At 71.8% G+C, this 26,234-nt stretch carries 23 protein-coding genes, 1 tRNA gene and 1 pseudogene; 7 read left to right on the forward strand and 18 right to left on the reverse strand.

Annotated features, from left to right (window positions below):
• Positions 1–31 precede the first annotated feature (31 nt).
• From ACFY9E_RS01810 to ACFY9E_RS01825, 4 genes are all read right to left on the reverse strand, one after another.
• Positions 32–2,338 (reverse strand): extracellular solute-binding protein, encoded by a 2,307-nt coding sequence (locus tag ACFY9E_RS01810; RefSeq protein WP_390978346.1) that lies wholly within the window; start codon positions 2,336–2,338, stop codon positions 32–34.
• A complete protein-coding gene (locus tag ACFY9E_RS01815) occupies positions 2,335–3,816 on the reverse strand; it encodes a hypothetical protein (RefSeq protein ID WP_390978348.1) in 1,482 nt (493 codons plus the stop codon). The genes ACFY9E_RS01810 and ACFY9E_RS01815 overlap by 4 nt, the downstream gene beginning before the upstream one ends.
• Before the next feature lie 52 nt (positions 3,817–3,868).
• On the reverse strand, positions 3,869–6,262 hold the full coding sequence (locus ACFY9E_RS01820; RefSeq protein WP_390978350.1) for a tetratricopeptide repeat protein: 2,394 nt from the start codon (positions 6,260–6,262) through the stop codon (positions 3,869–3,871).
• A 140-nt stretch (positions 6,263–6,402) separates the two neighbouring features.
• The gene (locus ACFY9E_RS01825) at positions 6,403–7,728 is read right to left on the reverse strand and encodes a trypsin-like peptidase domain-containing protein (protein ID WP_390978352.1); all 1,326 of its coding nucleotides are present in this window, start codon (positions 7,726–7,728) and stop codon (positions 6,403–6,405) included.
• A gap of 84 nt (positions 7,729–7,812) precedes the next feature.
• Here ACFY9E_RS01825 and ACFY9E_RS01830 point away from each other — a divergent pair, with 84 nt between their 5' ends.
• A complete protein-coding gene (locus tag ACFY9E_RS01830; protein WP_390978354.1) occupies positions 7,813–8,112 on the forward strand; it encodes a trypco2 family protein in 300 nt (99 codons plus the stop codon).
• A 108-nt stretch (positions 8,113–8,220) separates the two neighbouring features.
• Here the strand turns inward: ACFY9E_RS01830 and ACFY9E_RS01835 are convergent.
• Positions 8,221–8,294: transfer RNA gene (locus tag ACFY9E_RS01835), tRNA-Pro, on the reverse strand.
• A gap of 43 nt (positions 8,295–8,337) precedes the next feature.
• Positions 8,338–8,628: a hypothetical protein gene (locus ACFY9E_RS01840; RefSeq protein ID WP_390978356.1), complete on the reverse strand. Its 291-nt coding sequence runs from the start codon at positions 8,626–8,628 to the stop codon at positions 8,338–8,340.
• Positions 8,629–8,895: 267 nt separating this feature from the next.
• On the opposite strand from ACFY9E_RS01840, the gene ACFY9E_RS01845 reads away from it, so the two are divergent.
• Positions 8,896–9,240, forward strand: a complete 345-nt coding sequence (locus tag ACFY9E_RS01845) for a cupin domain-containing protein (protein ID WP_390978358.1) — start codon at positions 8,896–8,898, stop codon at positions 9,238–9,240.
• Between the two features lie 13 nt (positions 9,241–9,253).
• On the opposite strand, the gene ACFY9E_RS01850 is transcribed toward ACFY9E_RS01845, so the two are convergent.
• The gene (locus ACFY9E_RS01850; RefSeq protein ID WP_390978360.1) at positions 9,254–10,252 is read right to left on the reverse strand and encodes a substrate-binding domain-containing protein; all 999 of its coding nucleotides are present in this window, start codon (positions 10,250–10,252) and stop codon (positions 9,254–9,256) included.
• Positions 10,253–10,363: 111 nt separating this feature from the next.
• Between ACFY9E_RS01850 and ACFY9E_RS01855 the strand changes: the two genes are divergently transcribed.
• A complete protein-coding gene (locus tag ACFY9E_RS01855) occupies positions 10,364–11,527 on the forward strand; it encodes a Gfo/Idh/MocA family oxidoreductase (RefSeq protein WP_390978362.1) in 1,164 nt (387 codons plus the stop codon).
• A 10-nt stretch (positions 11,528–11,537) separates the two neighbouring features.
• Here the strand turns inward: ACFY9E_RS01855 and ACFY9E_RS01860 are convergent, their stop codons facing one another.
• From ACFY9E_RS01860 to ACFY9E_RS01880, 5 genes and pseudogenes are all read right to left on the reverse strand, one after another.
• Positions 11,538–11,774: a hypothetical protein gene (locus ACFY9E_RS01860; protein ID WP_390978364.1), complete on the reverse strand. Its 237-nt coding sequence runs from the start codon at positions 11,772–11,774 to the stop codon at positions 11,538–11,540.
• A 234-nt stretch (positions 11,775–12,008) separates the two neighbouring features.
• Positions 12,009–13,008, reverse strand: a pseudogene (locus tag ACFY9E_RS01865) (transposase).
• A gap of 127 nt (positions 13,009–13,135) precedes the next feature.
• Complete coding sequence (locus ACFY9E_RS01870; RefSeq protein WP_390978366.1) at positions 13,136–14,482, reverse strand: FG-GAP-like repeat-containing protein; 1,347 nt, start codon at positions 14,480–14,482, stop codon at positions 13,136–13,138.
• A 200-nt stretch (positions 14,483–14,682) separates the two neighbouring features.
• Positions 14,683–14,988 carry a TMEM175 family protein gene (locus ACFY9E_RS01875; protein ID WP_390978368.1) on the reverse strand — a complete coding sequence of 102 codons (306 nt, stop codon included), beginning with the start codon at positions 14,986–14,988 and terminating at the stop codon, positions 14,683–14,685.
• 21 nt (positions 14,989–15,009) lie between these two features.
• Positions 15,010–16,041, reverse strand: coding sequence for a substrate-binding domain-containing protein (locus ACFY9E_RS01880; protein WP_390978370.1), 1,032 nt, complete (start codon positions 16,039–16,041; stop codon positions 15,010–15,012).
• A gap of 110 nt (positions 16,042–16,151) precedes the next feature.
• On the opposite strand from ACFY9E_RS01880, the gene ACFY9E_RS01885 reads away from it, so the two are divergent.
• Genes ACFY9E_RS01885 through ACFY9E_RS01895 form a run of 3 tightly spaced genes read left to right on the forward strand, consistent with a single transcriptional unit; the run spans position 16,152 to position 19,145 of the window.
• On the forward strand, positions 16,152–17,309 hold the full coding sequence (locus ACFY9E_RS01885; RefSeq protein ID WP_390978372.1) for a phytanoyl-CoA dioxygenase family protein: 1,158 nt from the start codon (positions 16,152–16,154) through the stop codon (positions 17,307–17,309).
• Between the two features lie 8 nt (positions 17,310–17,317).
• Complete coding sequence (locus ACFY9E_RS01890; RefSeq protein ID WP_390978374.1) at positions 17,318–18,094, forward strand: oxidoreductase; 777 nt, start codon at positions 17,318–17,320, stop codon at positions 18,092–18,094.
• Positions 18,095–18,140: 46 nt separating this feature from the next.
• Positions 18,141–19,145: a Gfo/Idh/MocA family oxidoreductase gene (locus tag ACFY9E_RS01895; protein WP_390978376.1), complete on the forward strand. Its 1,005-nt coding sequence runs from the start codon at positions 18,141–18,143 to the stop codon at positions 19,143–19,145.
• 151 nt (positions 19,146–19,296) lie between these two features.
• On the opposite strand, the gene ACFY9E_RS01900 is transcribed toward ACFY9E_RS01895, so the two are convergent.
• From ACFY9E_RS01900 to ACFY9E_RS01925, 6 genes are all read right to left on the reverse strand, one after another.
• Complete coding sequence (locus tag ACFY9E_RS01900) at positions 19,297–19,902, reverse strand: GPP34 family phosphoprotein (RefSeq protein ID WP_390978378.1); 606 nt, start codon at positions 19,900–19,902, stop codon at positions 19,297–19,299.
• A gap of 71 nt (positions 19,903–19,973) precedes the next feature.
• Positions 19,974–20,993, reverse strand: coding sequence for a Gfo/Idh/MocA family oxidoreductase (locus ACFY9E_RS01905; protein WP_390978380.1), 1,020 nt, complete (start codon positions 20,991–20,993; stop codon positions 19,974–19,976).
• Between the two features lie 18 nt (positions 20,994–21,011).
• On the reverse strand, positions 21,012–21,914 hold the full coding sequence (locus tag ACFY9E_RS01910; RefSeq protein WP_390978382.1) for a TIM barrel protein: 903 nt from the start codon (positions 21,912–21,914) through the stop codon (positions 21,012–21,014).
• Between the two features lies 1 nt (position 21,915).
• The gene (locus ACFY9E_RS01915; RefSeq protein ID WP_390978384.1) at positions 21,916–22,827 is read right to left on the reverse strand and encodes an ATP-binding cassette domain-containing protein; all 912 of its coding nucleotides are present in this window, start codon (positions 22,825–22,827) and stop codon (positions 21,916–21,918) included.
• Positions 22,828–22,832: 5 nt separating this feature from the next.
• Entirely contained in the window at positions 22,833–23,909 is a 1,077-nt protein-coding gene (locus ACFY9E_RS01920; protein ID WP_390978386.1) for an ABC transporter permease, read from the reverse strand.
• Complete coding sequence (locus tag ACFY9E_RS01925) at positions 23,909–24,928, reverse strand: substrate-binding domain-containing protein (protein ID WP_390978388.1); 1,020 nt, start codon at positions 24,926–24,928, stop codon at positions 23,909–23,911. Before ACFY9E_RS01925 ends, ACFY9E_RS01920 begins: the two co-directional genes overlap by 1 nt.
• A 322-nt stretch (positions 24,929–25,250) precedes the next feature.
• Here ACFY9E_RS01925 and iolC point away from each other — a divergent pair, with 322 nt between their 5' ends.
• Complete coding sequence (gene iolC / locus ACFY9E_RS01930; RefSeq protein ID WP_390978390.1) at positions 25,251–26,228, forward strand: 5-dehydro-2-deoxygluconokinase; 978 nt, start codon at positions 25,251–25,253, stop codon at positions 26,226–26,228.
• The last annotated feature ends 6 nt before the right edge of the window (positions 26,229–26,234 follow it).

The raw sequence follows: 26,234 nt of genomic DNA on the forward strand, positions 1-26,234 counted from the left end.
GAAGCCGGGGGCATGGCCACGCGGCCCGAATTCACGCTCGGGATTCGCTGCACACCCTGAGTTCCTCGATGTCCTCGTCCTGGTCCGTCACCTTCTGGACTTTCTGGACGCCGCCCAGGATGGCGCCGAGGTTCGCGGACTTCCCGTCCCTGGCCACGGCGGCCACGGTCCGCAGCACCGCCTCGTGGAACGCGTCCCGCACGGCGGGCCGCATGACGTCGGAGGCGTCGAGGCAGCGCGGCACCTCGGTCTGCAGGAACCTTCCGTAGATCGCGTGGGCGGTGGAGTCCACCTCACCGTGGTCGGCGATCTCCGTCATGACCGGGAGCATCGCCGAGTACATGGTGCCCTGGCCCGCCCACCTCTTCTGCCCGTCCTCGGAGAAGAGGGCGCGCAGCGCCTTGCGGGCCGGTTCCCTGTCATTGAAGAGGGCGGCGAAATCGCCGGACACCTCGTAGGCCCGTGTCCGGTAGGGCCCGCCCGGGAGGAGGGGTGCGGCGTCGGTGAGGCGGGCGCCGTCGTCACCCTGCGCGAAGGAGCCCTGGTGTTCGAAGGCGCACCGGGGGGTGGTCTCGCGGAAGGCGGTGCCGTTGTCGGGGCCACGCCAGTCGGTGATCAGTGCCTGCTCTGCCCGTTCGCGGTCCGTGCCGAGGAACTGGGCCCACTGCTGCCATGCCTCCCGGACCGGTCCCTTCGTCCACACCGCGGAGGCGTTCTTGCCGGTGCCGCGGGCCCAGTCCGCGTAGACGTCCGGTCCGGCCCGCTGCAGCACGATGTCCTCGATCCAGTCGGTGCCGGGCCATCCGGCGGCACCGTCCTCGCCCATGCCGAGGCACCAGGAGGACGGGGCGCCGGGGCGGCCGACGGCGTCGCGCGACTGCCAGACGATGCTCTTGAGGTTGGCGTTGACCGGCCACCAGTAGGTGTGGCCCTTGCCGTCCGGGCGCCAGGGCCCCGCGTAGCGCAGGTCCTTGACCAGGTCGTCGAGCGGTTTCAGGTGTTTCTCGGCACGGTACTGGGCCAGTTCCCCGATGCCGGGCATGATCGCGATGTCGGGCGGGTCGCCGGCCTGTACCCGCGAGAGCAGCACCTCGCGCTGGGCGGGGGTGCCTTGGTAGCTGACCCGGATGCCGGCGGCTTCCATCAGGCCGCGGAAGCGGTCTTCCTCCTTGCCCGTCCACGGGCCGAGTACGGTGACGACGGGGTCGCGCTCCAGGAGTTGCGGGGTGGCGATCGCCGCCAGGACAGCCAACGCGGCCGCCGCGGCGATCCAGCGGCGCCCCTTCGTGCGGGTCGCCCGGTTCCACGAGCCGCGCGCCCACGACCAGTCGACCGGGCGCTCCGGGTAGTCGGTGGTGAGCCGGGCGACGAGGCCGGCGACGGCGGCGCAGATGCCGGCCAGGCCCACGACGACGTAGGCACCGTTCCACCAGCCGAAGGCGGACAGGTCGGGCAGGCCGGTGGCGGCGACCTGTTGCTGTGCGGCCGTGAGGTCCCCGGCGGTTGCGGGGAGCGAGTCCGTCAGGGCGATGTCCAGGATGCCCGAGAGATGGTCGCGCGCGGTGTTCAGGCTCTGGGCGGTACGCCACGCCAGGAAGGCCGGCACGGTGGCCAGGGCCATGGGAGCGGCGGCGCCGGCCAGGATCCAGGGGGCCAGCAGCCGACCGCAGCGCCGGCTGATGGCGCGGCACGCGAGGCCCGCCACGGTGGCGGCGGCGGCCAGCGCGGCGGCCGCCACCACCCAGGAGGCCGTCAACAAGGCGCCCTGATCGGACAGTTCGCCGGCCCGGCGTTGTTCGGCTCTGGCGACCTTGTCGAGGCGGTCGAGCAGACCGGTGTCCGGGCCCTTGAGCAGGTCGTGGGCTTCGGCGAGTTTCTCCTTCTGCATCTCGCCGTCCGCCTGGTACTTGACCGTGGCGAGCGTGATGGCGTTGCTGTAGGCCTCGAGCAGGCCGTTGGCCGCGGAGATGTCCTGGTCCATGCCGCTGCCGACGTGGTCCGCGAGCTGGGTGAGGCCCTGGTCCGCTGCGGCGAGCTGGCTCTGGGCCGTCTCACCCGCCCCGACCGTGCCGGCGACCCCCCGCTCGATCGAGTGCCGGGCCGCCTCGTCGGCACGCAGCACGGCGAGCCTGACGGCTGCCGAGCCCCGTACGGACGGCGCGACATCGTCGCGCAACTCCCTTACCTGCGCGTCCAGTTGTGGCACCGCCACGGCGGTGAGCAGACTGACGCCGACGGCGGCGCAGCCGAGGAAGGCCCACAGGTGACGCAACAGCAGCCGTCGCGTGCTCACGCCGCGCCGGGCCTCGCCGGGCCGCTGCTCGCGCCCTCCCCTCACGACAGTTCCTCTCCGCAGCGCACACAGTAGAAGGCCCCGGGGACGGCCGGCTCCCGGCAGTCCGGGCGGGGGCAGGCGGTGCGCTGTCGGCCTGGCGCGCGGCCCGTGCCGCCGTTCGCCGACCGGGCGCCGAGGCGCAGCAGCGTGACGCTGACCCGGTGGGTGTCGGCGGGCAGCCTCACGCTCACGGATCCGGCGGCGGCGTCGTGGATCTCGCCCCAGGCCCTGATCTCGTCGAGGACCCAGCACACCCGCAGCCGGTGGGCCACCGCGGCGGCCTGACCGAGGTGCCGTTCCGCGTCCGCTCTTCGACCGGCTCCCAAGGCGGTGAGGCCCTTCTTGAGATGGGCGATCATCCTGTTCTGTGAGTCGAGGAAGCGGCTGCTGTCACCGGTCGTCTCGTCGCTCGCGCTCGATGCGGTTCGTGCGGGCGGGAGGCCGGGATCACGCCAGCAGGCGGTGACGGCTTCGTGCCGGGGTCCCAGCGAGACCATGGCGAACTGGAGTACTTCGCCGAGCGGATCACCGGCGCCGTCGACGCGCAGGTCCAGCAGGAACTCGCTGCCGCTGCCCGCCGGGTCCCACGGCAGGGCATGGAACACGTGACGGTGCGGTCCTGACGACGGCTCGGCGGCGAGTTCCAGGTGCTGGGGCTTGAACTGGACGAACGACTCGACGCGCACGCCGGGGCGCACGGTGACCTCCAGCGGCAGCGCGGGAACGGCCCGGCGGCAGGCCCGGCGGACCGCCGCGGCGAGTTCGGCGGCGAAGTCCGGTCCCGCGGCGTCAGCCGTCCCCCGCAGACGGCTGGCGATCCGCTCCAGCGGCTGGTAGTCCCAGTCCGCCCCGACGGCCACGACCTCGCAGGTGAACCCGGTGCCGCACGCCGCCAGTTCCTCGGTGAGCGAGGCGTCCTCGTATCCGGTGCTCCCGTCGGTGACGAGCAGCAGTCGGCACAGCGGCCGGTCGCACCCGGCGAACGTCCGCCGGGCCTCGGCCAGCCATCCTTCGTAGCCGAAGGGTCTCGGTGCGCCGTCGGCGGCCAGCGGGGCCGCGCTGATCGCGAAGGCCGCGTTGACCCGGTGCTTCCGGTCGGCCGGCGTCCATGCGCCGGGCTCCGCCGGGTAGTAGCGCACGGGCCCGTCTCCGCGCCCTTCGGTCGCCGTCAGCACGGCGAACGACACGCCTGAGGGCATGGCGGCGAGCGCTGCCCGCATCGCCGTCACCATGCGCTCCCTACGGTGTTCGGCGAGGTCCAGCGCGATGAGCAGGGCGAGCTGCCCGGCGTCCGCGTGGTCGCCCTGTGCCCGGTCGAGGACGGTCACCTTCACCTGCGCGAGCAGCCTGACCGACTCGCCCGGTATCCGCGGCACGAGTTCGGGCTCGTCGACGTCGACGACGAGTGTGGTGGTGTAGGGCCCCGCGGTTTCGCCGCCGCCGTGCGGCGGCATCGGGTCCGGCTCGGCCGAAGAACTCATCAGCTCCTCCTGTCAGATGCTGCGGTACGGCGGCAGGGACACCGGCGGCGTCTCATGTCAACGTCGTCGGGCGGACGGCGTGGGCGCGCTCCACCAGGGCCTCGCTGAGGTCCGGGTCGGCTGCGGCGAGGTCCAGGTAGTCGCGTTCCAGCAGGACGCGGACCTCCATCGCCCGGCCTTCGTCGGGGGCGGGTTCGTGCGCGGGGTGCCACCAGCGGCGCAGGCGGTGCAGGCGACGCCGCACGGTGGCCTCGCCCGTGTCGGTGATGCCGTGCTTCAGGTGCAGCGCGGCGAGCTGCCACTCGTTGACCTCTATGCGCAGCCGGAGTTCGTCGAGCGGGGCGAGGACCAGCTCCCGTTCCTGTGAGGGGCGGTCCCGGTCCGCGGCGTGTGCGGCGAGCACCGCCTCGGCGGCTTCCGGCGAGGGCAGATCCTCGGGGCCGTGGCCCAGGCAGGCGGCCCGGATCCGGGTGGCGGCCCGCTGGGCGAGGGTGCGGCCACGGGTGCCACGCGGCACCCGTTCGAGGGCGGCCAGCGCCTTGTCACGGTCGTGCTCGTCGAGGGCGAGGCGGGCCAGGCCCAGGGCGGCGCCGCAGTGTGCCGGGTTGCGCAGATGCACCGCGTGGAACAGATCGCGGGCCCGGGCCCGTGCCGCGGCGGCGTCCGGCGCCCGTGCTTCCGCGTGGGCGGCGCACTCGTAGGCGTAGGCGAGGGCCAGTTTCGGCGCGTACTCCCCCGGCAGGTCGGCGCGGACCAGTTCGAAGCTCCGGCACGCCTCGGCCAGGTCCGCCGCCAGGCCGGCGGGCCGCCCCGACGCGCCCGTGCCGAACCGGGCGAGCGCGATCAGCCCCCGATGCCACTCCAGGCGCCAGCGCCGCACTTCCTCGGGCCCCGGGATGCCCTCGGCCAGGGCCAGCTCCGCCTCCGCCGCGTCGACGTCGGGCGGTGCGGGATCGGCGGCCAGGGCGACGCGGATGTTGTGCAGGCAGATTTCGGCGGAGGGCTCGTCGTCGGGGGTCTGCCGGAGCCGCACGGTGCTGGCATAACCCCCGCTCACGCCGAACTCGGGAGTCCGCGGGTCTTTCGAGAACGGCTTGGGGACGGGGAGCCGTCGGGCGATCTCGACGGGTGTGGGCCGCCCGTGGTCCAGGACGCGCAGGACGGGCGGAGCACCGCGACGCGGGGGGACCTCGTCGGGGCGCGCCAGGTCGGATGTCGTGGGTACGTCGCCGAGCCGCTCACCGAGCCACTCCGGCGACGGGTCGAAGTAGCCGGACGGCTCGGGTGAGCCGCCCTTGCCGCGCAGCGCCCTGATCTCGCGCAGGGCGCCCCGGAGTTGGTCGGCCATCTCTTCCGCGTCCTTGAAGCGCGGCCCTTCCTGCACGGTCCGCGTGGCCCGGTCGATGACGGCGTCGAGCGACGTCGTGCCGAGGCCGGGCACGTCGTCGCGGACGGCGGGAGCGGCGAGACAGCGCAGGGTCACGCCGACGGCGTGCAGGTCGTTCGCGAGAGTCAGTTCGCCGGCCAGCTCCGGCGCGTGGAAGCCGGGCGTCACGTGGGGCGGCGGCTCGGTCTGGTGGAGCTTGCGCACACTGCCCATGTCGATGACCTTGACGTGGTCATCGACGTGGACGACGTTCGACGGCTTCATGTCGCCGTACAGGAGGTCCTGTTGGTGCAGGTGGGAGAGCGCCGTCAGGATCTGGATGCCGTACGTGGCGACGTGCTCGATGTCGAGCGTCTCGTGTCCGCGGCGGACCTCTTCGATGACGGACTGGAGGGTGTGGTCACCGACGTCCTCCATGACGATGTGACCGCCCCGGACGCGGAGTTCGGGGTTCGGGGCGCCGTCGCCCGATGTGGGGGCCCCATAGGGGAGGAAGTCGCGGATCCGCACGATGTACGGGTGCCGGCTGGCCACGAGGGTGCGCCGCTCGAGGTCGGCGAGGGCGGCGCCGTGCGCGCCGTAACGGTCCCGCAGGGTCTTCACGGCGACGAGGTCGTCGAGGTGGGTGTCCTCGGCGAGGTACACCCAGCCCTGACCGCCGCGGGCGACAGGGCCTTTGATGTGGTACTGGTCGCTGAGCGTCGCGCCGCGTAAGAAGTCGGGCCGCATGGCGTGCGGCTTGCCGCAGCGCGGGCAGTACTGCCGGTCGGGGCTGTCGGGGAGGACGGGGATCGTGGCACCGCAGTCCGGTGTGCGGCAGCGCTGCGCCTGGTCCGCTATGTGAGCGCCGCCGTCGAGGCGCTCCTCGGGCGAGCGCGGTGTGCGGATCGGCAGTGCCAGCAGTTGCCTGGGGCCCCGCGGTCGGTCGTCGAGCTGCGGCAGCGGCCGCGCGTCCCGTCGTCGGCCGCACCGGTCGCAGTACCCGGTGGGCAGGATCCCCCCGCCGCAGGGGCTTCCAGTGAGCCGTCGCTGACGGCACGGCTCCGTACTCACGCGCATGGTCCTCCCCCGTCTTCGTCCCGCGGCCGTCGGTACGCCGATGTCACGACGGCGGGTCGCGCCGCTCATCGGCGTCCCGGCTCAGCACACACCGCCGGCGGTCCGCCCTTCCGGCGGCAGCCGCCGGCCCCACACCCCATTCATCCGCCCCCCTGATACGCCGTCCGCAGTTCGTCCGCGAACTCCCGCAAGGCGCGCAGTCGTTCCGTCGGTTCGGCCATGGCCGTGATCGCCTCCCGGCGGATCATCAGGTCCGCGGTGGCGGCGGTCGCGTGGCGCAGGGACTCCGCGTCGACCATCCCGTCCTCGCGGGCGCGGCGGGCCTCCCAGTCCTTCCCACGGGCCAGCAGCTCGTCGACGTGGGCGAGGAGGGCGGGCTCGAGCACCAGGTCGCGCACCTCCCGCCATCCCGGTCCGCCGCTGTCACGGAACACCAGCAGCAGCCGCACGCCGCACGCGACGAGCCGGGCGAGCAGCCCGGCCAGGCGGGCGGGGCTGCGGGCCTCGTCCACGCCGTCGACGAGGACGGTGAGGCCCGGTCCGGCGGCGTACGGGGAGTCACAGGCCGGGCGCTCGCCCCGGCCGAGCAACCACTGCCGGCAGGCGGGGTAGTCGCCGGGCGCGAAGGTGAGCGCTCCGCCCAGGAGCCGGTCGATCAGCTCGGCCCGGGAGGCGTCGGCAGGCCGGTGCACGCGGTCGGCGAGGTGTTCCAGGTGGCGCAGGGTCCGCTCCCGGCCGCCCCCGCGCTCGACCACGCTGACCTTGACCGGGATGCCGGTCGGGTCGGCCAGCCAGCGCCGCGTCCGCCGGTCGAAACCCCGGTCCCAGGCATCGGGACGCGCCACCTCACGCACCGCCGGGGAGATGTCCGCCATGCGCGCGACGGGGATCAGGTACGAGTACGCCAGCACGTTGTCCTGCGGCAGCGGCTCGTCCAGGTCACCCCGCCAGCTGACCACGATTCCCACCACGACCGGCTCTCCGTCCGCGGACACGGTCCATGCCCCGGCCCCGCTGAACCCGCGGCGCACCACTTCCCTGCGGTGCCGCGCGTCGAACTGCACCCGGTGCCCCCTCAGGCCACGCACGGTCCCGGTGAGCACCATGCCGTCGTCGAAGCGCTCCGTGTACCCGGTCACGGTGACCGCGAGCCCCGCGGTGAGCTCCGTCGACAGGACGGCCGGGCGGGCCTGCGGGCGCGGGCTGTCCAGGCGGAGCACCGCGACGTCCTCGGCGTTGCCGTCCGGCAGGTCCCACAGCCAGCCGCCGTCGGCGACGCGCGCCGGGACGGGCGCGACGCGCGGATTCTCCACGAACTCGACCCACATCACCGCGTCCGGGTCCGGAAGCACATGCGCGCACGTGAGGACGGTCCGCGCATCGATGAGTACGCCGGCGCCCCGTACCTCGCCCGCCGCTCCCCCCCACCGCAGCCGCACCCGCCAGTCCGCAGCCAGTTCCCCCATCCTCATCACGCTACGCATCAGGACCCGCCGGGACTAGACTCGTGCCCTTGCCGAATCAGCCAAGCACCGTGCGGGGGAACAGACATGACGGCACATCAGTCCGAACCGATCGGTCTTGCACAGGCGATCGACTCGATCCGCACGGAACTGGCCCAGGCGGAGCGGGACGGTGCGGGCAGTGACTGGCGGTTCACCGTCGAACAGGTGAGCGTGGAGTTCTCGGTGCAGTTCCACCGGGCCGGCGAGGGCGGTGCGGGGTTGCGCCTGGGCGTCGTGGAGGCGCGCCTCGGCGGCGCGGTGAGCCACGACTCGGTGCACCGGGTGCAGGTGGACCTCAAACCGGCCCCGACACAGAGCGGCGTCGAGCGCATGGTGGGCCGGTGACCGGCCCGGCCTCGTCCGGTCCGCATCGCCCCTCGTCCGGTCCATCGAAAAAAGCCGAAAGACCGTTTCGGATTCACCCGAAACGGTCTCGGACCCGTACTTCACCCGTCGGGACGACAGGATTTGAACCTGCGACCCCTTGACCCCCAGTCAAGTGCGCTACCAAGCTGCGCCACGTCCCGATGCGTCCCGCGCGGGCGAGCCGCGTGATCACGCAGGTCAACCCTACCGCATACGGGGAGGCGGCTCGGCGTCGCGGACCTCGCGGCACGGGTGCGTGACGAGCACGCGGTCACCGAGGTCCAGGGGTTCGTCGCGCGGGCCGCGGCGGCGGCCGATCTGGGCGCCCGTCCAGCCCGCGAGGCCCGCCGTCGAGACGGCGACGGCGAGAACGGCCCACCAGGGGAGCCCCGTCTTGGTGGCGTGGCCCGCGAAGGCCGCGACGGCCAGGAGGGCCGTGACGGCACCTCCGGCCAGTTCGGCTCGCCTCACGGGTCGGTGCCGCGTCTCGTCCACGTGCTGTCCCCCTTCGCTCGCGCGATCGCCGCCCGGCACATCCCAACTCCCGGGCATATGCCGCAAACAATACGCGAGTCGGCGGGAACTCCCGACCAGGGCATAGGGGTTGAGACGGACATCAGTGCCGTATCGAGAGCAGCGCGGTGTGCGGCGCGGGGCCGGTGCGGTCGCGACGCCGGGGGCGACGGAGTGTCCGCCCGGTTCCCCCGGCACCCCACACTCTGTCGAGGCCGCTCCCCCGCCCACCGGGGCTAGGGTCGCCGCATGACGCACAGCTTCGTACTCCACGTCCCCGACGCCGAGCTCGAACCCGAGCCCCTCGCGCCCGAGCAGATCGTCTCCGGGACGCCCGAGGTGACCGGGAAGGTGGTGTGGGAGTCGGCGGACGGACGTCAGGTGCGGGGCGTCTGGCAGATCACCCCCGGGGTGGTCACCGACACCGAGGCCGACGAACTGTTCGTCGTGATCAGCGGCCGGGCGACGATCGAGGTCGAGGGCGGGCCGACGCTCACGGTCGGGCCGGGCGACCTCGCCGTGCTGCGCGAGGGCGACCGTACGACGTGGACGGTGCACGAGACCCTGCGCAAGGCCTACGCGATCAACCTCTGAGGGCGGTGCGTGATCAGGGCGCGGGCGCCGTCGATCCGCGGATCTCCAGAGTGGGGACGGCGAGGTGGACCCGGCCCTCGCCCCCTGCGCCCTCGAAACGCTCCAGGAGGCAGCGGGCTGCCCGGCGGCCGACCTCGTGGCTGGTGTTGTCGACCGTCGTGAGCCACACGTGCCGCAGCCGGGCGATGCTCGTGTTGTCGTAGCCGACGACGGACAGGTCGCGCGGGACGCGCAGCCCCAGTTCCGCGGCCGCCGAGAGCGCGCCGATGGCGGCGATGTCGTTGACGGCGAAGACGGCCGTGGGCCGCTCGGGGCGGCTGAGCAGCCGGACGGTCGTGCGGTAGCCGCCCTCCTCGGTCATGTCGCTCGGCTCGACCACCACCTGGTCCGCGAGGCCGTGCCGGCGCATCGTCGCCTCGAAGCTGCGGCGTCGCAGTTCACCCACCGCGCCATATCCGGCGATGTGCGCGATACGGCGGTGTCCGAGGCCGATCAGGTGCTCGGCGGCCAGCCGGGCGCCCCGCTCGTCGTCGCCCGCCACGACGTCGACGCCCGGCGGCGCCGTTTCCCGCGAGCCGGCCAGCACCACCGGGATGCGCTCGGCCACCACCCCGAGGGCCGCCGGATCGGGCAGGGTGCCGACCACGACCAGGCCGTCGACGCGCAGGTCCAGCAGCGGGTCGGCCGGGTCCTGCCCGGTGCGGCGGTTCAGGCGGGCGTCGGCGAGCAGCATGTGCAGGCCGTTGGCGTGCAGCAGGGAGTTCAGGCCGTCGAGGAGGTCGACGAACCAGGGGTTGCGCAGGTCGTTCAGGAGGACACCGACCGTGCGCGTGCGCTGTTCGCTGAGGCTGCGGGCGGCGGCGTTGGGCCGGTAGCCGAGCTCCCGGGCGGCCCGGAGCACGGCGTCCCGCTTCTCGGGGCGCACCTGGTCGGAGCCGCGCAGCACCAGGGAGACCAGCGACTTGGAGACGCCGGCCCGGTCGGCCACATCACGGATCGTCGGCGGTCGCATGGGATGGACCGTTCCATGAGGCGCCACGGCTTGTCAAAGGGTTGACAGCGTCGGCGAACCCCGCTCAGGGTGGCCTGGACAGGTTCTGGAACGGTCCAAAGAGGGGCTCTCATGGTGGACACGCTCGGCGTCGCCGTCATCGGATTCGGCTGGATGGGGAGGGTGCACACCCAGGCGTACGCGCGCGTGCGGCACCACTATCCGCAGCTGCCCCTCGTTCCGGAGCTGGTCACGGTCGCGGAGGAGGTGCCGGGCCGGGCCGAGGAGGCCGCCGCGCAGTTCGGGTTCGCCTCGACGACCCGTGACTGGCGCGAGGTGGCCGCCGACCCCAGGGTGCGGGCGGTCAGCATCACCGCGCCCAACTTCCTGCACCGCGAGATCGGCGTCGCCATGGCCGAGGCGGGCAAGCACATCTGGATCGAGAAGCCGGTGGGTCTGACCGCCGAGGACGCCGGTGCGGTCGCGGACGCGGTGGCCGCGGCGGGCGTGCAGGGCGCGGTCGGCTTCAACTACCGCAACGCGCCCGCCGTCGAGGCGGCCCGCGAGCTGATCGCCTCCGGGGAGATCGGCACGGTCACGCACGTCCGCGTACGGCTGTTCAGCGACTACGCGGCGCACCCCGAAGGCGCGCTGACCTGGCGGTACGAGCGGGAGCGGGGCGGCAGCGGGGTGCTGGGCGACCTGGCCTCGCACGGTGTGGACCTGGCCCGGTTCCTGCTCGGCGACATCACGTCCCTCGCGGCCGACACGGCGGTCTTCCTCCCGGAGCGGGCCCGTCCGGCCGGCGCCACGGCGGGCCACAGCCGCGCCGCCGGAGGTGAACTCGGCCCGGTCGAGAACGAGGACTACGTCAGCTGCCTGCTGCGCTTCGCCTCCGGGGCGCGCGGTGTCCTGGAGGCCTGCCGGGTCTCGGTCGGCGAGCAGAACAACTACGGCTTCGAGGTGCACGGCACCAAGGGCGCCGTCTTCTGGGACTTCCGCCGCATGAACGAGCTGGGGATCAGCCGCGGCACGACGTACCAGGACCAGGCCGTCACCACGGTCTACGTCGGCCCGGGGCACGGGGAGTTCGCCGCGTTCCAGCCCGGGGCGGCGAACGCGATGGGGTACGACGACCTGAAGGTCATCGAGGCGTACCGCTTCCTGAGGTCGGTCGCCGAGGGCACCGCGTACGGGGCGACGCTCACGGACGCCGTGCACAGCGCGGCCGCCCTGGACGCGATGGCGCGCTCGGCGCGGAGCGGCACGTGGGTGGAGATGGCCGGGCGCGCGTGAAGCGGCTCCCTCAGCCGGGGGCCTGGAGCCGCCGGCCCAGGCAGACCTCGGTCGGGACGAGCACGAGCCACAGCCACAGCCACAGCCACACGAGCGGGACGGTCACGAGGACGAGCGGGACGGTCACGCGGAAGACCACCACGATCGTGGCGCTGTCGAGGAGGTAGAGCGCGGTCGTCGCCTCGGTGGGCATGTCGTGCCGCAGCCAGGGCGCCTGGCCGAGACGGCGGCCACCGCCAGGTGGCAAGCGCCCGAGCGCGGCGACGGCCCCCGCGTAGACGGCGACCGGGACGGGCCGGTCGCCGTACTCCGGCGAGCAGCCGGGTCGGGAAGGGCACGAGGGCCGCGACGCCCAGGCCGAGGACGGACAGGCTGATCACCTGCCCGTCGGCCTCTCGCGCCCTGCGGAAGATCTGCGGTGGTCGGGCCGGAAACTGCCGAGCACCGCGGCTGAGCGCCTAGGGCCTGTTCTGAGTTGGGATCACGGGAGGGCTGGCAGGCTGCGTAACCAGAGGATGGAGCCGCGCAGGGTGGAGCCCGGCGGCGTAGCTCTGGGATGTCTTGCCGTTAGCGGGTGGCCAGCACCCCGCCACTCCTTGAACTTGTTGATGGCTCGCTCGGCGGTGTTGCGATCTTTGTAGAGCGTGGCGTCGTGGCTGACCGGGCGGCCGCCGGAGTGTCCCTTCTTCTTGCGGTTGGCGGCCTGGTCGGCCTTCTCCGGGATCACCGCCTTGATGTCGCGTCTGCGCAGGTGGGCACGGTTGGCGCGGGAGGAGTAAGCCTTGTCGCCGGCCACTGCGTCCGGCCTGGTCCTGGGACGGCCGACCCGGCCGCGGATTTTGATCTTCTTGAGGACGGGGATGAAGTGCGGGCTGTCCGCGGCTTGACCGGGGGTGAGGATGATGGACAGCGGACGGCAGCGTCGCTCAACGGCGAGGTGGACCGTGCTGGTCAGTCCGCCCCGGGAGCGGCCCAGTTCGGCGGCCCGCAGCCGGGCCCTGCGGCGTCGGCGCACGGCCCGGCGCTGGTCCCGCTCGGGATGCTCCATGTCCGCGGACCCCTCTCTACGGGGTCGTTTTGCCCCTTTGCTGCGGCCCCTTTTCCTCCGCCACGGCCTTCTCCAGATCCTCAAGGAGTTCCGGGTCGACCACCATGCCCGCCGCATGGTGATGCGCGCGGACAACCGTCGAGTCCACACTGGCCAGGTTGAGATCGACATCGTCGCGGGCCGCTGCCTCGGCGATCATCGCGTCCATGAGGGTCTGGAAGACCGTGTCACGCGCCCACATCCGCAACCGGTCGTAGATCGTCGACCAGGAGCCGTAGCTGTCCGGCACGTCCCGCCAGGGGCTGCCGGTACGGAACCGCCACATCACCGCGTTGAAAATAGCTACGCAGGTCAGGGATCGGTCCGAACGCCCCCAGCGGCAGGTGCGGCTCGATCAACTCCACTCGGCATCGGTCAGGTCATCACGAGTCACGCGGCCGGTCTACCGCAGCCAGCACCCTCCTGGAGCGGGAATGTGCGGGGAACTGCGCGAGCGGCCACGACGCGGGCGCACTCGTACGAACAAGGCGAACCCCAGGCAGCTGGGCGGGAGGCCGGGCCTACTGGAGCATGCCCCAGATGAGTTCGTTGTCGGCGTCGGTCACACCGGTCGTGGTGACGCCGGACGACGTGCCGGGGAAGCGCAGCGAGCCGTTGATGGCGCCGACGTAGAGGTCGGCCTTGCCGTCGCGGTTGGTGTCGCGGAGGCGGACCGGCTCGCCGAAGCAGTCGTTCCATGCGACGTCGCCGGGGACGCCGGCGGTGTTGCGGGCGAGCCACTGGGAGTTGGTGCCGGTGATCCCGCTCGCGCTGCCGCGCAGGACGTGGACGCCGCCCTCGGTCGTCTCCTGGCTGATCTTCTCTCCGAAGACGCCGATCGCGAGGTCCTTGTAGCCGTCGCCGTTGATGTCGGCGGCCGAGACGGAGGAGCCGAACAGGTCGCCGGACTCTGGGGTGCCGGCGACATTGGTGGTGGCCTGCGTGATACGGACGGCGGTGGCGGGGCCGGTGGAGGAGCCGTACCAGATGGACACCCGGCCCTGGTTGTTGTTGTACATCTGGCTGCCCGCCGCGAGGTCCCCGTAGCCGTCCTTGTTGAAGTCGGCGATCACCGCCTCGCTGGGGTCGCCGTAGTTCGTGACGAGGCGCAGGGTCTTGCCCGCGCTGAGCGGGGAGCCGCCCTTGATGAACCACGCGTCCGTGCCGAAGTTGTCGGGCTCGTCGGTGATTCCGATGATCACCAGATCGGTCTTGGAGTCCCCGTTCATGTTGCCCGAGACCAGGGACGTGGGCGCGAATCTCGTCGTCTTGTCGTGGCTGGTGACCGAGCCTGCCACACCGGTGCGCGTGATGCTGCGGTAGACGTAGGCCTTGCTCCCGCTGATCGCGGCCAGGTCCTTCTTGCCGTCCCCGTTGAAATCCCCGGCGGCGAGGTCGCGGCCGAAGCGGGCGTTCGACACCTTGGCGCCGGCGTTGGGGATCGCGGTGCCACCCGAGAGGCCGGTCGCGCTTCCCCACAGGATGACGACGCCGCCCTCGTCCGTGCGTCCGTCGACGTCCTCGCGCGACACCGACACGGCGAGGTCCCCGTATCCGTCGGCGTTGAAGTCGGCGGGCACCCGGACGTCGCCGAACTGGTCCTCCGTCTCGTCGGCGCCGGGGACACCAGGGCTGTCCTGGGTGATCAACTGGGTCTGGGTGCCGGGTCCGGAGGCGGTACCGAAGGTGATCTGGACGCCGCCGCCCTTGCTGTACTGCTCGTAGGTGTAGCTGGCGTAGTCGCGGTAGCCGTCGCCGTTGAAGTCGTCCGCGTACCTGGCCGCCGCTGCGCTGGCGGGAGGTGCCGTGAGGACGGGGGCGAGGGACGCCACGAGGAGTGCCGCGCAGGCTGCGGGGCGAATGCGCATGAAGTGTCTCCTGATGATTCTGTGCGACCGCTCCTGTGCCGATGATTTCTCAGGGACCACAGAGACAGGAGCGGTTGATGATCAGGAGACAGTCGGGCGGGGGAAAAGGTTGCAGGAGGATAGCTACGCAGGTCAGGGACTGGTCCGAACGCCCCCAGCGGCAGGTGCGGCTCGATCAACTCCACTCGGCATCGGTCAGATCACCACGAGTCACGCGACCGGTCTACCGCAGCCGGCACCCTCCTGGAGCGGGAATGCGACCGATCCCGTGATCTCAACTCAGAACACTCCCAGGCCCCGAGGTCGGGGAGCACCTGTCGCAGGGCCTGTCGGTACTGGTCGGGTTCCGGGCCCCGCGGCACGTAGAGATCCAGGACGAGCAGCGTGATGACGATGGCGAACACGCCGTCGGCGAGCGTCGGCAACCCGTCCGGCCCGCCGTCGGGGCGCGAGGTCCGCAGGGGCCCCGAGGGCAGGCGCCGCAGGAGCCGCGCTTCCGGATCCAACGCCAGGTGGTGCCGCCCGGATCACACGGCCGCCTGCGGCGGCATGTTGTACGGCGTCACCACCTGGATCGCCGACGGCAGGGTCGGTCCCGCCGGCGGCAGCGCGTCATGGGCGCGCATGACGGTGTGGCAGGCCTCGCGGACGTCCTGGCGCAGGTCGTGGTGGAGCACGGCGGACAGGCGGTGCTCGCGCAGCAGGCGGGTGTTGTCGTGGTCGAGGTCGTGGGCGACGAACACGGCGCATTCACGGCCGAGGTCGTCGAAGGCCCGCAGTGTGGCGATGTTGCCGCCGCCGATGGAGTAGACCGCGCGGATGTCCGGGTCGCGTTCCAGCGCGGCCCGGACGAGGTCGTACTGGGTGGCGTCGAGTCCCTGCCCCTCGGCGATCTCGACCAGCGTGCGCTCGGGGTGCCGGGCCCGCATGGCGCTGCGGAAGCCCATCTCCCGCTCCTCCTCGTTGCGGAAGAAGCCGCTGCTGAGGCTGGTGAGGATGTTGCCCGGGCGCTCCCCCAGCCACTGACCCATCAGGTACGCGGCCGTGGCGCCCGCCGCCCGGTCGTCTATGCCGACGTAGGCGAGCCGGGCGCTGGCGGGCAGGTCGGTCACCAGCGTCACGACGGGGACGCCGGCGGCTTCGAGCCGGCCGACGGCGGCGGTGACCTCGGGAACGTCCGGGGCCTTGAGGATCACGCCCTGCGAGCCGCGGCGGGCGATCCGGTCCAGGACCCGCACCAGCTCCGCGGCCGGGCCGGTCTCGCGGAAGTGGAAGCGGGAGCGGAGCACCGCCGGACGCAGGGACGGCAGTTCGGCCTCCAGGGCGGCCCTGATCGCCGTGGTGAACCGCTCGGGTGCCTGCATCACGATGTCGACCATGAACGTCCGCCCGACGAGCCGGACCTGGGTGCGCTGCCGGTCGAGATCGGCGATGGCCTGGCGGACCTCGCGCGCGGTGCTCTCGCGCACCCCTCCCCTGTCGTTCAGCACCCGGTCGACGGTCGCCTCGCTCAGGCCCGCCTGACGTGCGATCTCCCGGATCGGGAACGGGTGGCCCATGCGCCGGCTCCTTGAGGGGTTTTTGATGGCTCGCTGCTGGTTGTTCGAGGGGTTTGTACTGACAAGAATGACAGGGCTGCGTCGCTCCAGTGACCCCCGAAGGGACGACGATGTCCATCACTTCCCTGCACCACCGTGCCTGGCTGTCCGAGCAGGACTGTGACCTCGACGCGTTCCGTGCGCTGGTCGAGCAGGCGACCGACCCCGCCGACTATCCGCACGCCTCCGCCGTGGAGCGGAACGTGCCGGTCTACGACTGCGGGCTGCTGGAGGGCGACCGGGTCGTCCAGGCCGAACTGGTGCGGGCGCTGGCCGACGGGCCCGGCATCGTGGTCTTCCGCGGTGCCTTTCCCGACCCGGACGTCGTGGACCGGGCCACCGGCGTGTTCGAGGCGCTGATCGCCGAGCAGCGCGCCTCGGGCGCGACGGCAGGTGACCACTTCGCCAAGCCGGGCGCCAACGACCGGGTGTGGAACGCGCTGGAGAAGGCGGCCCTGTACGACGCGGAGGCGTTCGCCGACTACTACGCCAACGAGATCCTCGCCCTGGTGTCCTCGGCCTGGCTGGGTCCCGGCTACCAGGTCACCTCCCAGCTCAACGTGGTCAACCCGGGTGGCGCCGCCCAGACCGCGCACCGCGACTACCACCTGGGCTTCCTGTCCAACGACGTCGCCGCCGCCTACCCGGCGCACGCGCACCGCCTCTCCCCCGTGCTGACGCTCCAGGGCGCGGTCGCGCACTGCGACATGCCGGTGGAGTCCGGTCCGACGATGTACCTGCCGCACTCGCAGAAGTACGAGCCGGGCTACCTCGCCTGGCGGCTTCCCGAGTTCCGGGCGTACTTCGAGGCGCACCAGGTGCAACTCCCGCTCGCCAAGGGCGACGCGGTCTTCTTCAACCCGGCCCTCTTCCACGCGGCCGGCAGCAACCGCTCGGCGGACATCCGGCGCATGGCCAACCTGCTCCAGGTGTCGTCCGCGTTCGGCCGCGCGATGGAGACGGTGGACCGGGTGGCCCTGGCGGGCGCGGTGTACCCGGTTCTCCTCAAGCGCAAGGCCGAGGGCGCCGACCTGGCATGGCTGGACAACGTCGTGGCGGCGAGCGCCGAGGGCTACCCCTTCCCGACCAACCTGGACAGCGACCCGCCGGTCGACGGTCTCGCCCCGCTCTCGCAGGCGGACCTGATGCGGCGCGCGCTGCGCGAGGAGTGGACACCGGAGGCGTTCCGGGCGGAGCTGCGGGCCGGCGCCGGACGCCGAGAGAGCTGAGGAATTCGATGGGACTTCTCGACGACAAGGTCGTCCTGGTCAACGGCGGCAGCCAGGGGGTGGGCGCCGCCATCGCGCGGGCCGCCGTCCGGGAGGGCGCGGTCGTGGCCGTCACCGGACGGCGCCCCGAGCCGGGCGAGGCCCTGGTGCGGGAGCTGACCGCCGCGGGCGGCAAGGCCCTGTACGTCCGGGCCGACCTGTCGGACGCCGAGCAGGCGAAGGCCTCCGTGGCCCGGGTCGTCCAGACGTACGGCCGGGTCGACTGCCTCGTGAACTCCGCCGGTCTCACGTCGCGGGGGACGTTGCTGGACACCACGCCCGAGCTGTTCGACCAGCACATCGCGATCAATCTGAAGGCACCCTTCTTCGCGATGCAGGCGGCTGTCGCGGACATGGTGGCGCGCGAGTCGCCCGGCACGGTCGTCAACATCATCACCTCGTCGGCGCACGGCGGGCAGCCGTTCCTCGCGCCCTATGTCGCGGCCAAGGCGGGGCTGGTCGGCCTGACCCGCAACGCCGCGCACGCGCACCGGTGGGACCGGGTCCGGATCAACGGGCTCAACATCGGCTGGACGGCGACCGAGGGTGAGGACGCCACGCAGAGGACCTTCCACGGGGCCGGGGACGACTGGCGCGAGGAAGCCGCCGCGAAGCTGCCCATGGGCAAGCTCGGCCAACCGGACGAGATCGCCGACTTCGTGGTCCTCCTGCTGTCGGACCGGTCCGGGGTGGTCACCGGGTCGGTGATCGACTGGGACCAGAACGTCCTCGGCGGACTCGACTGAGCACTTCCCCGCAAGAAACCCGCACTTCCTCCAGGAGCACACCCCCATGCGTATCGGAATCCTCGGCCTCGGCCGCATCGGCGCCTTCCACGCCGAGACCCTCTCCGGACTCGACGCCGTCGACTCCCTCGTCGTCACGGATCCGTTCGCGGACGCCGCCAAGGCCGCCGCCGAGCGGTTCGGGGCCGATGTCGTGGACTCGCCGGAGGCGCTGCTGGCCGCCGGTGTGGACGGCATCGTGGTCGCCGCCGCGACGGACGCCCACCCGGCGCTGATCCTGGCCGGTGTCGAGGCGGGTGTGCCCGTCTTCTGCGAGAAGCCCGTCGCCCGGACGATGGCCGAGGGCGTCGAGGTGCTCAAGGCCGTCCAGGGCACGGACGTGCCGATCCAGATCGGCTACAACCGCCGCTTCGACGCCGGGTTCGTCAACGCTCGTGCCGCCGTGCGCGGCGGCGAGCTCGGCAAGCTGCACACGGTCCGCTCGACCACGCTGGACCCGGCGCCGCCGCCGGCCGCGTACATCGCCGCCTCCGGTGGCATCTTCCGCGACTGCTCGGTGCACGACTTCGACATCATCCGCTGGGTGACGGGCCGCGAGGTGACCGAGGTGTACGCCGTGGGCGGCAACCGCGGCGCCGAGTACATCAAGGAGGCGGGCGACGCCGACACCACCGGCGCGATCCTCACCCTCGACGACGGCACCCTCGCGGTGGTCTCCAACTCCCGCCACAACGCCCGTGGTTACGACGTCCGCATGGAGATCCACGGCTTCCAGGACTCCATCGCCGTCGGCCTGGAGGACAAGCTGCCGCTGCGCTCGGTCGAGCCGGGCGTGACCTTCCCCGGGGGTGTCCCGCACGACTTCTTCATGGACCGCTTCACCGACGCCTACCGGGCCGAGCTGACCGCGTTCACCGAGGTCGTCGCCGGCACCCGCCCCTCGCCCTGCACGATCGAGGACGCCCTGGAGGCGGGCTGGATCGCCGACGCGTGCACCCTGTCGCTGCGGGAGCACCGGCCGGTGACGATCGAGGAGGTACGGGCGGTCTGACGTGCCGCGGCGGGGCGGGGCCCGGCTCCCGCCCCGCCCTCACCCCGACGGGCCACGGACCAGGGCGGTCAGCCGGTGCGGCGCGGTCACCGTCCGCGGGGCGCGCGGGGCCGGCCTCTCGGGACTCACGGGCGAGCGGGAGCGCGACGGTTCACGCACCGCGCCAGACGTTGGCGAACGCCGCGTCCTCGACGGCCCGGCGCCGGCGCACGGCGTCCAGCTCCGTCACGGCGCCGACCACCGCGGCGAACACGGTCTGGGCGACGCCGTGGAGCACGGCGAGGTCCTCGGGCACGTCGTCGCGCGCTCCGACGGCGGCCGCGAGTGTGGTGAGCACCGGCTCGTCGGTCGCCCGGCGGTCCCTGGCGCGCTGCCGGGCAGGAGAGTCGACCGGCGTCGGCCCGGCGGCGCCGCGGAAGGGGATCCAGGAGGCGCGCGGCCGCGCGACCAGTCCCTCCTCGGTCAGGACGGTCAGGTACCGCTCGGCCAGCCCGCGACCCCTGCGCCACAGCCAGTCCTCGACCGTCTCGTACGGCTTGTCACGTACGAGCCCGGCCGCGGCCTGTTCGAGCAGAGGGTCGTCGAGGGGCGGCGTGCGGCGGGGCACGATGCGGTCGTCGTCCAGCGTCACCGCTTCGACGCCGAGGAGGTCGAACACCTCCGCCCCGGCCAGTCCGAGCGAAAGGTCACCCTGCGTCACCGGACGGCTCGTCGCCCCGTCCAGCGCCACGATCATCAGGTCGCGTGCCGTGCCCATCAGCGCTCTCCTCTACGACACTGTTCACGCTACATGCGGCAAGGGGCCGGGGCTGCGACCCGAACCCCTTGTCACGCGTAGAGCGCCGGCTTCTCCGCCAGTTCGATCTCCACCCGTCCGCCCTCCTCCAGGGCCCGGACCCCCGCCTCGCACACCGCCGCCGCCGCGTAGCCGTCCCAGGTGCTCGGGCCCGTCACCTCGCCACGGCGGGTGGCGTCGATCCAGGTCTGGATCTCCTGGTCGTAGGCCGTCTCGAAGCGTTCGGTCCAGTCCTGGGCGATGGTGCCGCCCCAGCGGCCTGCCATGTTGGTGACCAGGGCGTGGCCGTCGCCGATGCGGGCGGTGCCGCGTTCGCAGACGACCTCGGCCTGGACCTGGTAGCCGAAGCCGCAGTTGACGAAGATCTCGACGTCGCTGAGGGCGCCGCCGTCGGTCTCGAAGACGACGAACTGGGGGTCCTGGAGGGCGTCCGGGGCGCTGGCCGACGGGGTGGGGCGCAGCACCGTGACCGCCGTGATCTCGTGGCCCAGCAGCCAGCGGGTCGCGTCGGCCTCGTGGGCGACGGAGTCGCTGATGAGCATGGAGCTGGTGAAGAAGGGCGGGCTGGCGACGTTGCGGTGCCGGTTGTGCAGCATCAGCGGCCGGCCCAGCTGGCCCGTCGCCAGCAGGGCCTTCAGCTTCGCGTACTCGGGGTCGTAGCGGCGCATGAAGCCGACCTGGACCCGGCGGTGGCCGAGGCGCAGTTCGGCTTCGAGGACGCGCAGGGCGGAGGCCGCGTCGGGGGTGAGCGGCTTCTCGCACAGGACGGGCAGATCGCGCTCGAAGGCGGCGAGCAGGGTGGCTTCGTGGGCCGGGCCCGGGGAGGCGATCAGGACGGCGTCGACGTCGGCCGCCGCCATCGCGGCGGCCGGGTCGGTGTGGGCCGTGCAGCCGTCGATGCGGGCGGCGACGGCCTTCGCGCGCTCCGCGTCGATGTCCGCGACGGCGACGACCCGTGCTCCGCTGGTGACTTCGTGGATGCGGCGCACATGGTCGGCGCCCATCCTTCCGGTACCGATGACCGCGATTCCGAGGGGGGCGCGCTCGGTCATGGCCGTCCTTTCGGGTCGTCAGGCGCCGCAGGACCTCAGGAACTTGCGGGTGCGCACCGCGATCGGCAGCGGCTTGTCCGGCTCGCAGGGGTACATGTCCTGCTCGACGATGGCGAACAGGTCCACGCCCAGCTTCTGGGCGGCCGTGAGGACGGGACCCAGCTCCGGGACGCCGGCGGGCGGTTCGCACATCACACCGCGCGCGACGGCCGGGCCGAACGGGATCTCGTTCTTGACGACGTCGGCGAGGATCTCCGGGTCGACCTGCTTGAGGTGCAGATAGCCGATGCGCTCGCCGTAGGTCTCGATCAGCTTGACGCTGTCGCCGCCGCAGTAGGCGTAGTGCCCGGTGTCCAGGCAGAGGTTGACGGCGTCGGAGTCGGTCGAGTCGAGGAACCGCTCGACGTGCGTCTCGGTGTCGATGTGGGTGTCGGCGTGCGGGTGGACGACGATGTCCAGGCCGTAGCGGTCCTTCACCTCACGGCCGAGGCGCTCCATGCCCGTGGTGAGGTTGCGCCACTGCTCGGTGGTGAGCTCCGGGGGCTCCAGGATCTCGGCGGTCTTGTCGTCCCGCCAGAAGGACGGGATGACGACCAGGTGCTTCGCGTCCATGGCCTGGGTGAGGGCGGCGACCCGGCTGACCTGCTCCCAGGTGGAGTCCCACTCGGAGGGACCGCGGTGCAGTCCGCAGAAGATGGTGCCCGCGGAGACCTTGAGGTTCCGCTTGGTCACCTCGTCGGTGAGCCGGGCCGGGTCGGTCGGCAGGTAGCCGTAGGGGCCGAGTTCTATCCACGAGTAGCCGGCCTCGGCGACCTCGTCGAGGAAGCGTTCCCAGGGCACCTGCTGGGGGTCGTCGGGGAACCAGACGCCCCAGGAGTCGGGGGCGGAGCCGACCCGGATGCGGTCGAGCGCGAAGGCCATGTCAGGACTTTCCTTCCGAAGACGTGGCTACGGGAGCGGTGAGGTCCCCCTCCTCGGGGAGCTCCTCGACGTCGACGCCGCGGACCTGCGCCAACTCGTGCTTGAGGGAGGCCAGTTCGGCGCCGCCGGCCATGTGGTTGGTCAGCTCTTCGAGGCTGACGTCGCTGCGGGAGGCGGACAGCTCCATGGTGCCGAGGCGCAGCACGCTGAAGTGGTCGCCGACCATGTAGGCGTGGTGCGGGTTGTGGGTGATGAAGATGACGCCGAGGCCCTTCTCGCGGGCGGCGGCGATGTACTTCAGCACCACACCGGACTGCTTGACGCCGAGGGCGGCGGTCGGCTCGTCCAGGATGAGGACGCGGGCGCCGAAGTAGACGGCGCGGGCGATGGCGACGCACTGGCGCTGGCCGCCGGAGAGCGTGCCGATGGGCTGTTCCATGTCGTCCAGGACGATGCCCATGTTGCGCAGTTCCTCGTCCGCGGTCTTCTTCATCCCCTCGATGTCGAGACGGCGCACGGGCCAGGGGCCCTTGGTCATCTCGGAGCCGAGGAAGAAGTTGCGCCACACCGGCATCAGCGGGACGACCGCGAGGTCCTGGTAGACCGTGGCGATGCCCTTGTCGAGGGCCTCGCGCGGGGTGGAGAAGCGCACCGGTTCGCCGTCGACGAGGAACTCGCCCTCGGTGTGCTGGTGCAGACCCGAGATGATCTTGATGAGGGTGGACTTGCCGGCGCCGTTGTCGCCGAGGACGCAGGTCACCTTGCCGGGGTGGACGGTGAGGTCGACGCCGTGCAGGGCGCGGATGTTGCCGTAGGACTTGCCGGCGCCGCGCAGTTCGACGAGGGGACGCTCGTCGGCGGGCGGGGTGTCCTTCAGGACGGCACCGTGGGTGCCCGTTTCTTTGCTGGTCATCGCGGTCACCTCCGGGTCGCCGTGCGCTGGACCCACAGATTGATGAGGACGGCGCCGAGGAGCATCACGCCGAGGAAGGCCTTGAACCAGTCGGGGTTCCAGCCGGCGTAGACGATGCCCTGCTGCACCATGCCGAACATGAAGGCGCCGAAGACCGGGCCGATCGCGGAGCCGTAGCCCCCGGTGAGCAGACAGCCGCCGATGACGGCCGCGGCGATGTAGATGAGCTCCTGGCCCACGCCCTCGCCGGACTGCACGGTGTTGAAGGAGAACAGCTGGTGCATGCCGATGAACCAGGCGCCGAAGCCGACCAGCATGAACAGCGAGATCTTGGTGAAGGTCACGGGCACACCGACGGCCCGTGCGGAGTCCTTGTTGCCGCCGACGGCGAAGATCCAGTTGCCGTACTTGGTGCGCAGCAGCACCCAGGTCGCCAGGGCCGCGAAGACCAGCCACCACACGACGGTGATCTTGACGTTGACCCCGCCGACGGTGAAGGTCGAGGCGAAGAGCTTCTGCGCCTGGCCGAAGCCGTCCATGTCGCTGATGTCGTCGGTGGCGACGTTGCCGGTGACCAGCTTGGTGATCGCGAGGTTCACGCCCTGGAGGATCAGGAAGGTGCCCAGGGTGACCAGGAAGCTCGGCAGGCCGGTCTTGACCAGCAGCCAGCCGTTGAAGGCGCCGATCGCGAGCGAGACGAGCAGGGCGACGATCACGCCGACCCAGACGTTCATGGTCAGCTGGTAGCTGAGCATCGACGCGGTGAGCGCCGAGGTGACCACGGCGACACCGGCGGACAGGTCGAACTCGCCGCCGATCATCAGCAGGGCCACGGGCAGCGCCATGATCCCGATGGTCGACGACTGGTACAGGATGTTGGCCATGGAGCTGCCGTCGCGCACCGGCGGCGCGGCGAACAGGAAGAACACGAGCACGGCGACGGCACCGAGGAAGACACCGACCTCGGGCCGGGCCAGCAGCCGCAGCGCCAGCGGACGCTGCCGCGTCCTGCCGTCGGACTGCTTCGGGCCGGGAGCCGGCGGTGTTCCCACCGCCGGCGTGGCCTGCTGGGTCATGCTCATCACCGGGTGCCCTTCGCGGCGAACTCCCCGATCTTGTCGACGTTGGACTTGTCGACGAAGGCCGGGCCGGTCAGCACGGGCTGCTCGCCGCCGCCGCTGTAGTTGCCGTTGTTCTTGTACAGCCACAGGCCGTCCACGGCCAGGTAACCCTGGAGGTAGGGCTGCTGGTCGACGGCGAACTGGATGTCGCCGGCCTTGATGGACTTGATCAGGTCCTTGTTGAGGTCGAAGGTGGCGATCTTCGCCTTGCTGCCCGCGTCGCCGGCCGACTGCACGGCGGTCAGCGCGAAGGGCGCGCCGAGCGTGACGACGTAGTCGATGGACGGGTCCTGCTTCAGCTTGGCGGTGATCGTCGACTTCACGGACGGCATGTCGGTGCCGTTGACGTTCTGCGGGTCGACCTTGCCGTCGAAGGTCTTGGCGACGCCGTCGCAGCGCTGGGTGAGGCCGACGTTGCCCTGCTCCTGCATGACGCAGAGGACGTGCTTGGCGCCGACCTCGTTGAGCTTCTTGCCGAAGGCCTCGCCCGCGACGGACTCGTCCTGGCCGAAGAACTCCAGCAGGTTGAGCTTCTTCCAGTCGCTCAGGCCGGAGTTGAGTCCGACCACGGGTATGCCGGACTTCTCGGCCTTGCCTATGACGCCCTTGAGGGCGTCGGGCTTGGCGAGGGTGACGGCGATGCCGTCGACCTTCTGGTCGATCGCGTTCTGGACCAGGTTGGCCTGGTTGCCGGCGTTCGGGTCGGCGGAGTAGACGAGCTTGATGTTGTCCTTGGCGGCGGCGGCCTCGGCGCCCTTGCGGACGGTGTCCCAGAAGGTGTCGCCGGGCGCCTGGTGCGTGACCAGGGCGACGGTCATGCGCGGCGTGTTGGCCTTGCCGGCGGAGGCGTTCGCGCCGCCTTCCTCGGACTTCTTGCCCCCGGAACTGCTGGAGCAGCCGGCGAGGGTCAGGGCCGCCGCCGCGGCCACGGCGACGACGGGCGCGAACCTGCGAGAGCGGGGGTGAGAAGAGCGGTCCATCTTTCCTGGCACCTCACTGTGCTACTGCGGGGGAAAGGAAGGGATCACGAAGGGATCCGTGGTCCCGGAGCCTTACGGAGTCCGGATCATGATGCCGCAAACCGACTGTTGCGATGGCACGGGATACAAGTCCCTGCCGCGCCCGCTGTCAATACTTTGTTAAGACATCATTTCACAAGCAGGTCCGAATGTAAGTACAAACTATTGACAGCGCCGCCCTCCGCGACCTACACCTGGGAGGCGGCAGGTCCCGTGGATCCACGCCCCCACCGTGTCAGGGCGCCCCGGGACCCGCATCCCCAGCTTCCCGAGGAGGTCGCGCATGGCCGAACCAGCCCAGTATTTCGATGTGATCACGATGGGCCGCATCGGGGTCGACCTCTATCCGCTGCAGACCGGCGTCCCCCTGGCCCACGTGGAGACGTTCGGGAAGTTCCTTGGAGGTTCGGCGGCCAATGTGGCGGTCGCCGCGGCCCGTCTCGGACGCCGCACGGCGGTGATCACGCGCACCGGCGACGACCCTTTCGGCACGTATCTGCACGAGGAGCTGAAGGGCTTCGGCGTCGACGACCGCTGGGTCACCCCGGTCGCCGCGTACCCGACACCGATCACGTTCTGCGAGATCTTCCCGCCGGACGATTTCCCGCTGTACTTCTACCGCCGCCCCAAGGCCCCCGACCTGGAGATCCACACCGACGAGCTGGACTTCTTCGCGATCCGCGGGGCCCGGATCTTCTGGATCACCGGCACCGGCCTGAGCGAGGAGCCCAGCCGCTCCGCCACGCTCGCCGCCCTCAAGGCCCGCGACAAGGCGGGCACCACCGTCTTCGACCTCGACTGGCGCCCGATGTTCTGGCGCGACCCCGAGGAGGCCCGCCCGTACTACCGCGAGGCCCTGCGCCACGCCACGGTCGCGGTCGGCAACCTCGACGAGTGCGAGATCGCCACCGGCGTGCGCGAGCCGCAGGCCTGCGCGGACGCGCTGCTGGAAGCCGGTGTGGAGCTGGCCGTCGTCAAGCAGGGCCCCAAGGGCGTCCTCGCCGTGCACCGCGACGGCACCCGGGCCGAGGTGCCGCCGGTGCCGGTCGAGGTGGTCAACGGCCTTGGCGCGGGCGATGCCTTCGGCGGCTCGCTCTGCCACGGTCTGCTCGCCGGCTGGGACCTGGAGCGGACCATGCGCCACGCCAACGCCGCCGGCGCCCTCGTCGCCTCACGCCTCGCCTGCTCCTCCGCGATGCCCACCGAGTCCGAGGTCGAGGACCTCCTCGGCGGGGTGCCGTCGCCGAGCACGAGCCACTGAAACGGA

Origin of the sequence: Streptomyces sp. NPDC012466 (assembly GCF_042955215.1) — a bacterium.
Lineage (GTDB): Bacteria > Actinomycetota > Actinomycetes > Streptomycetales > Streptomycetaceae > Streptomyces.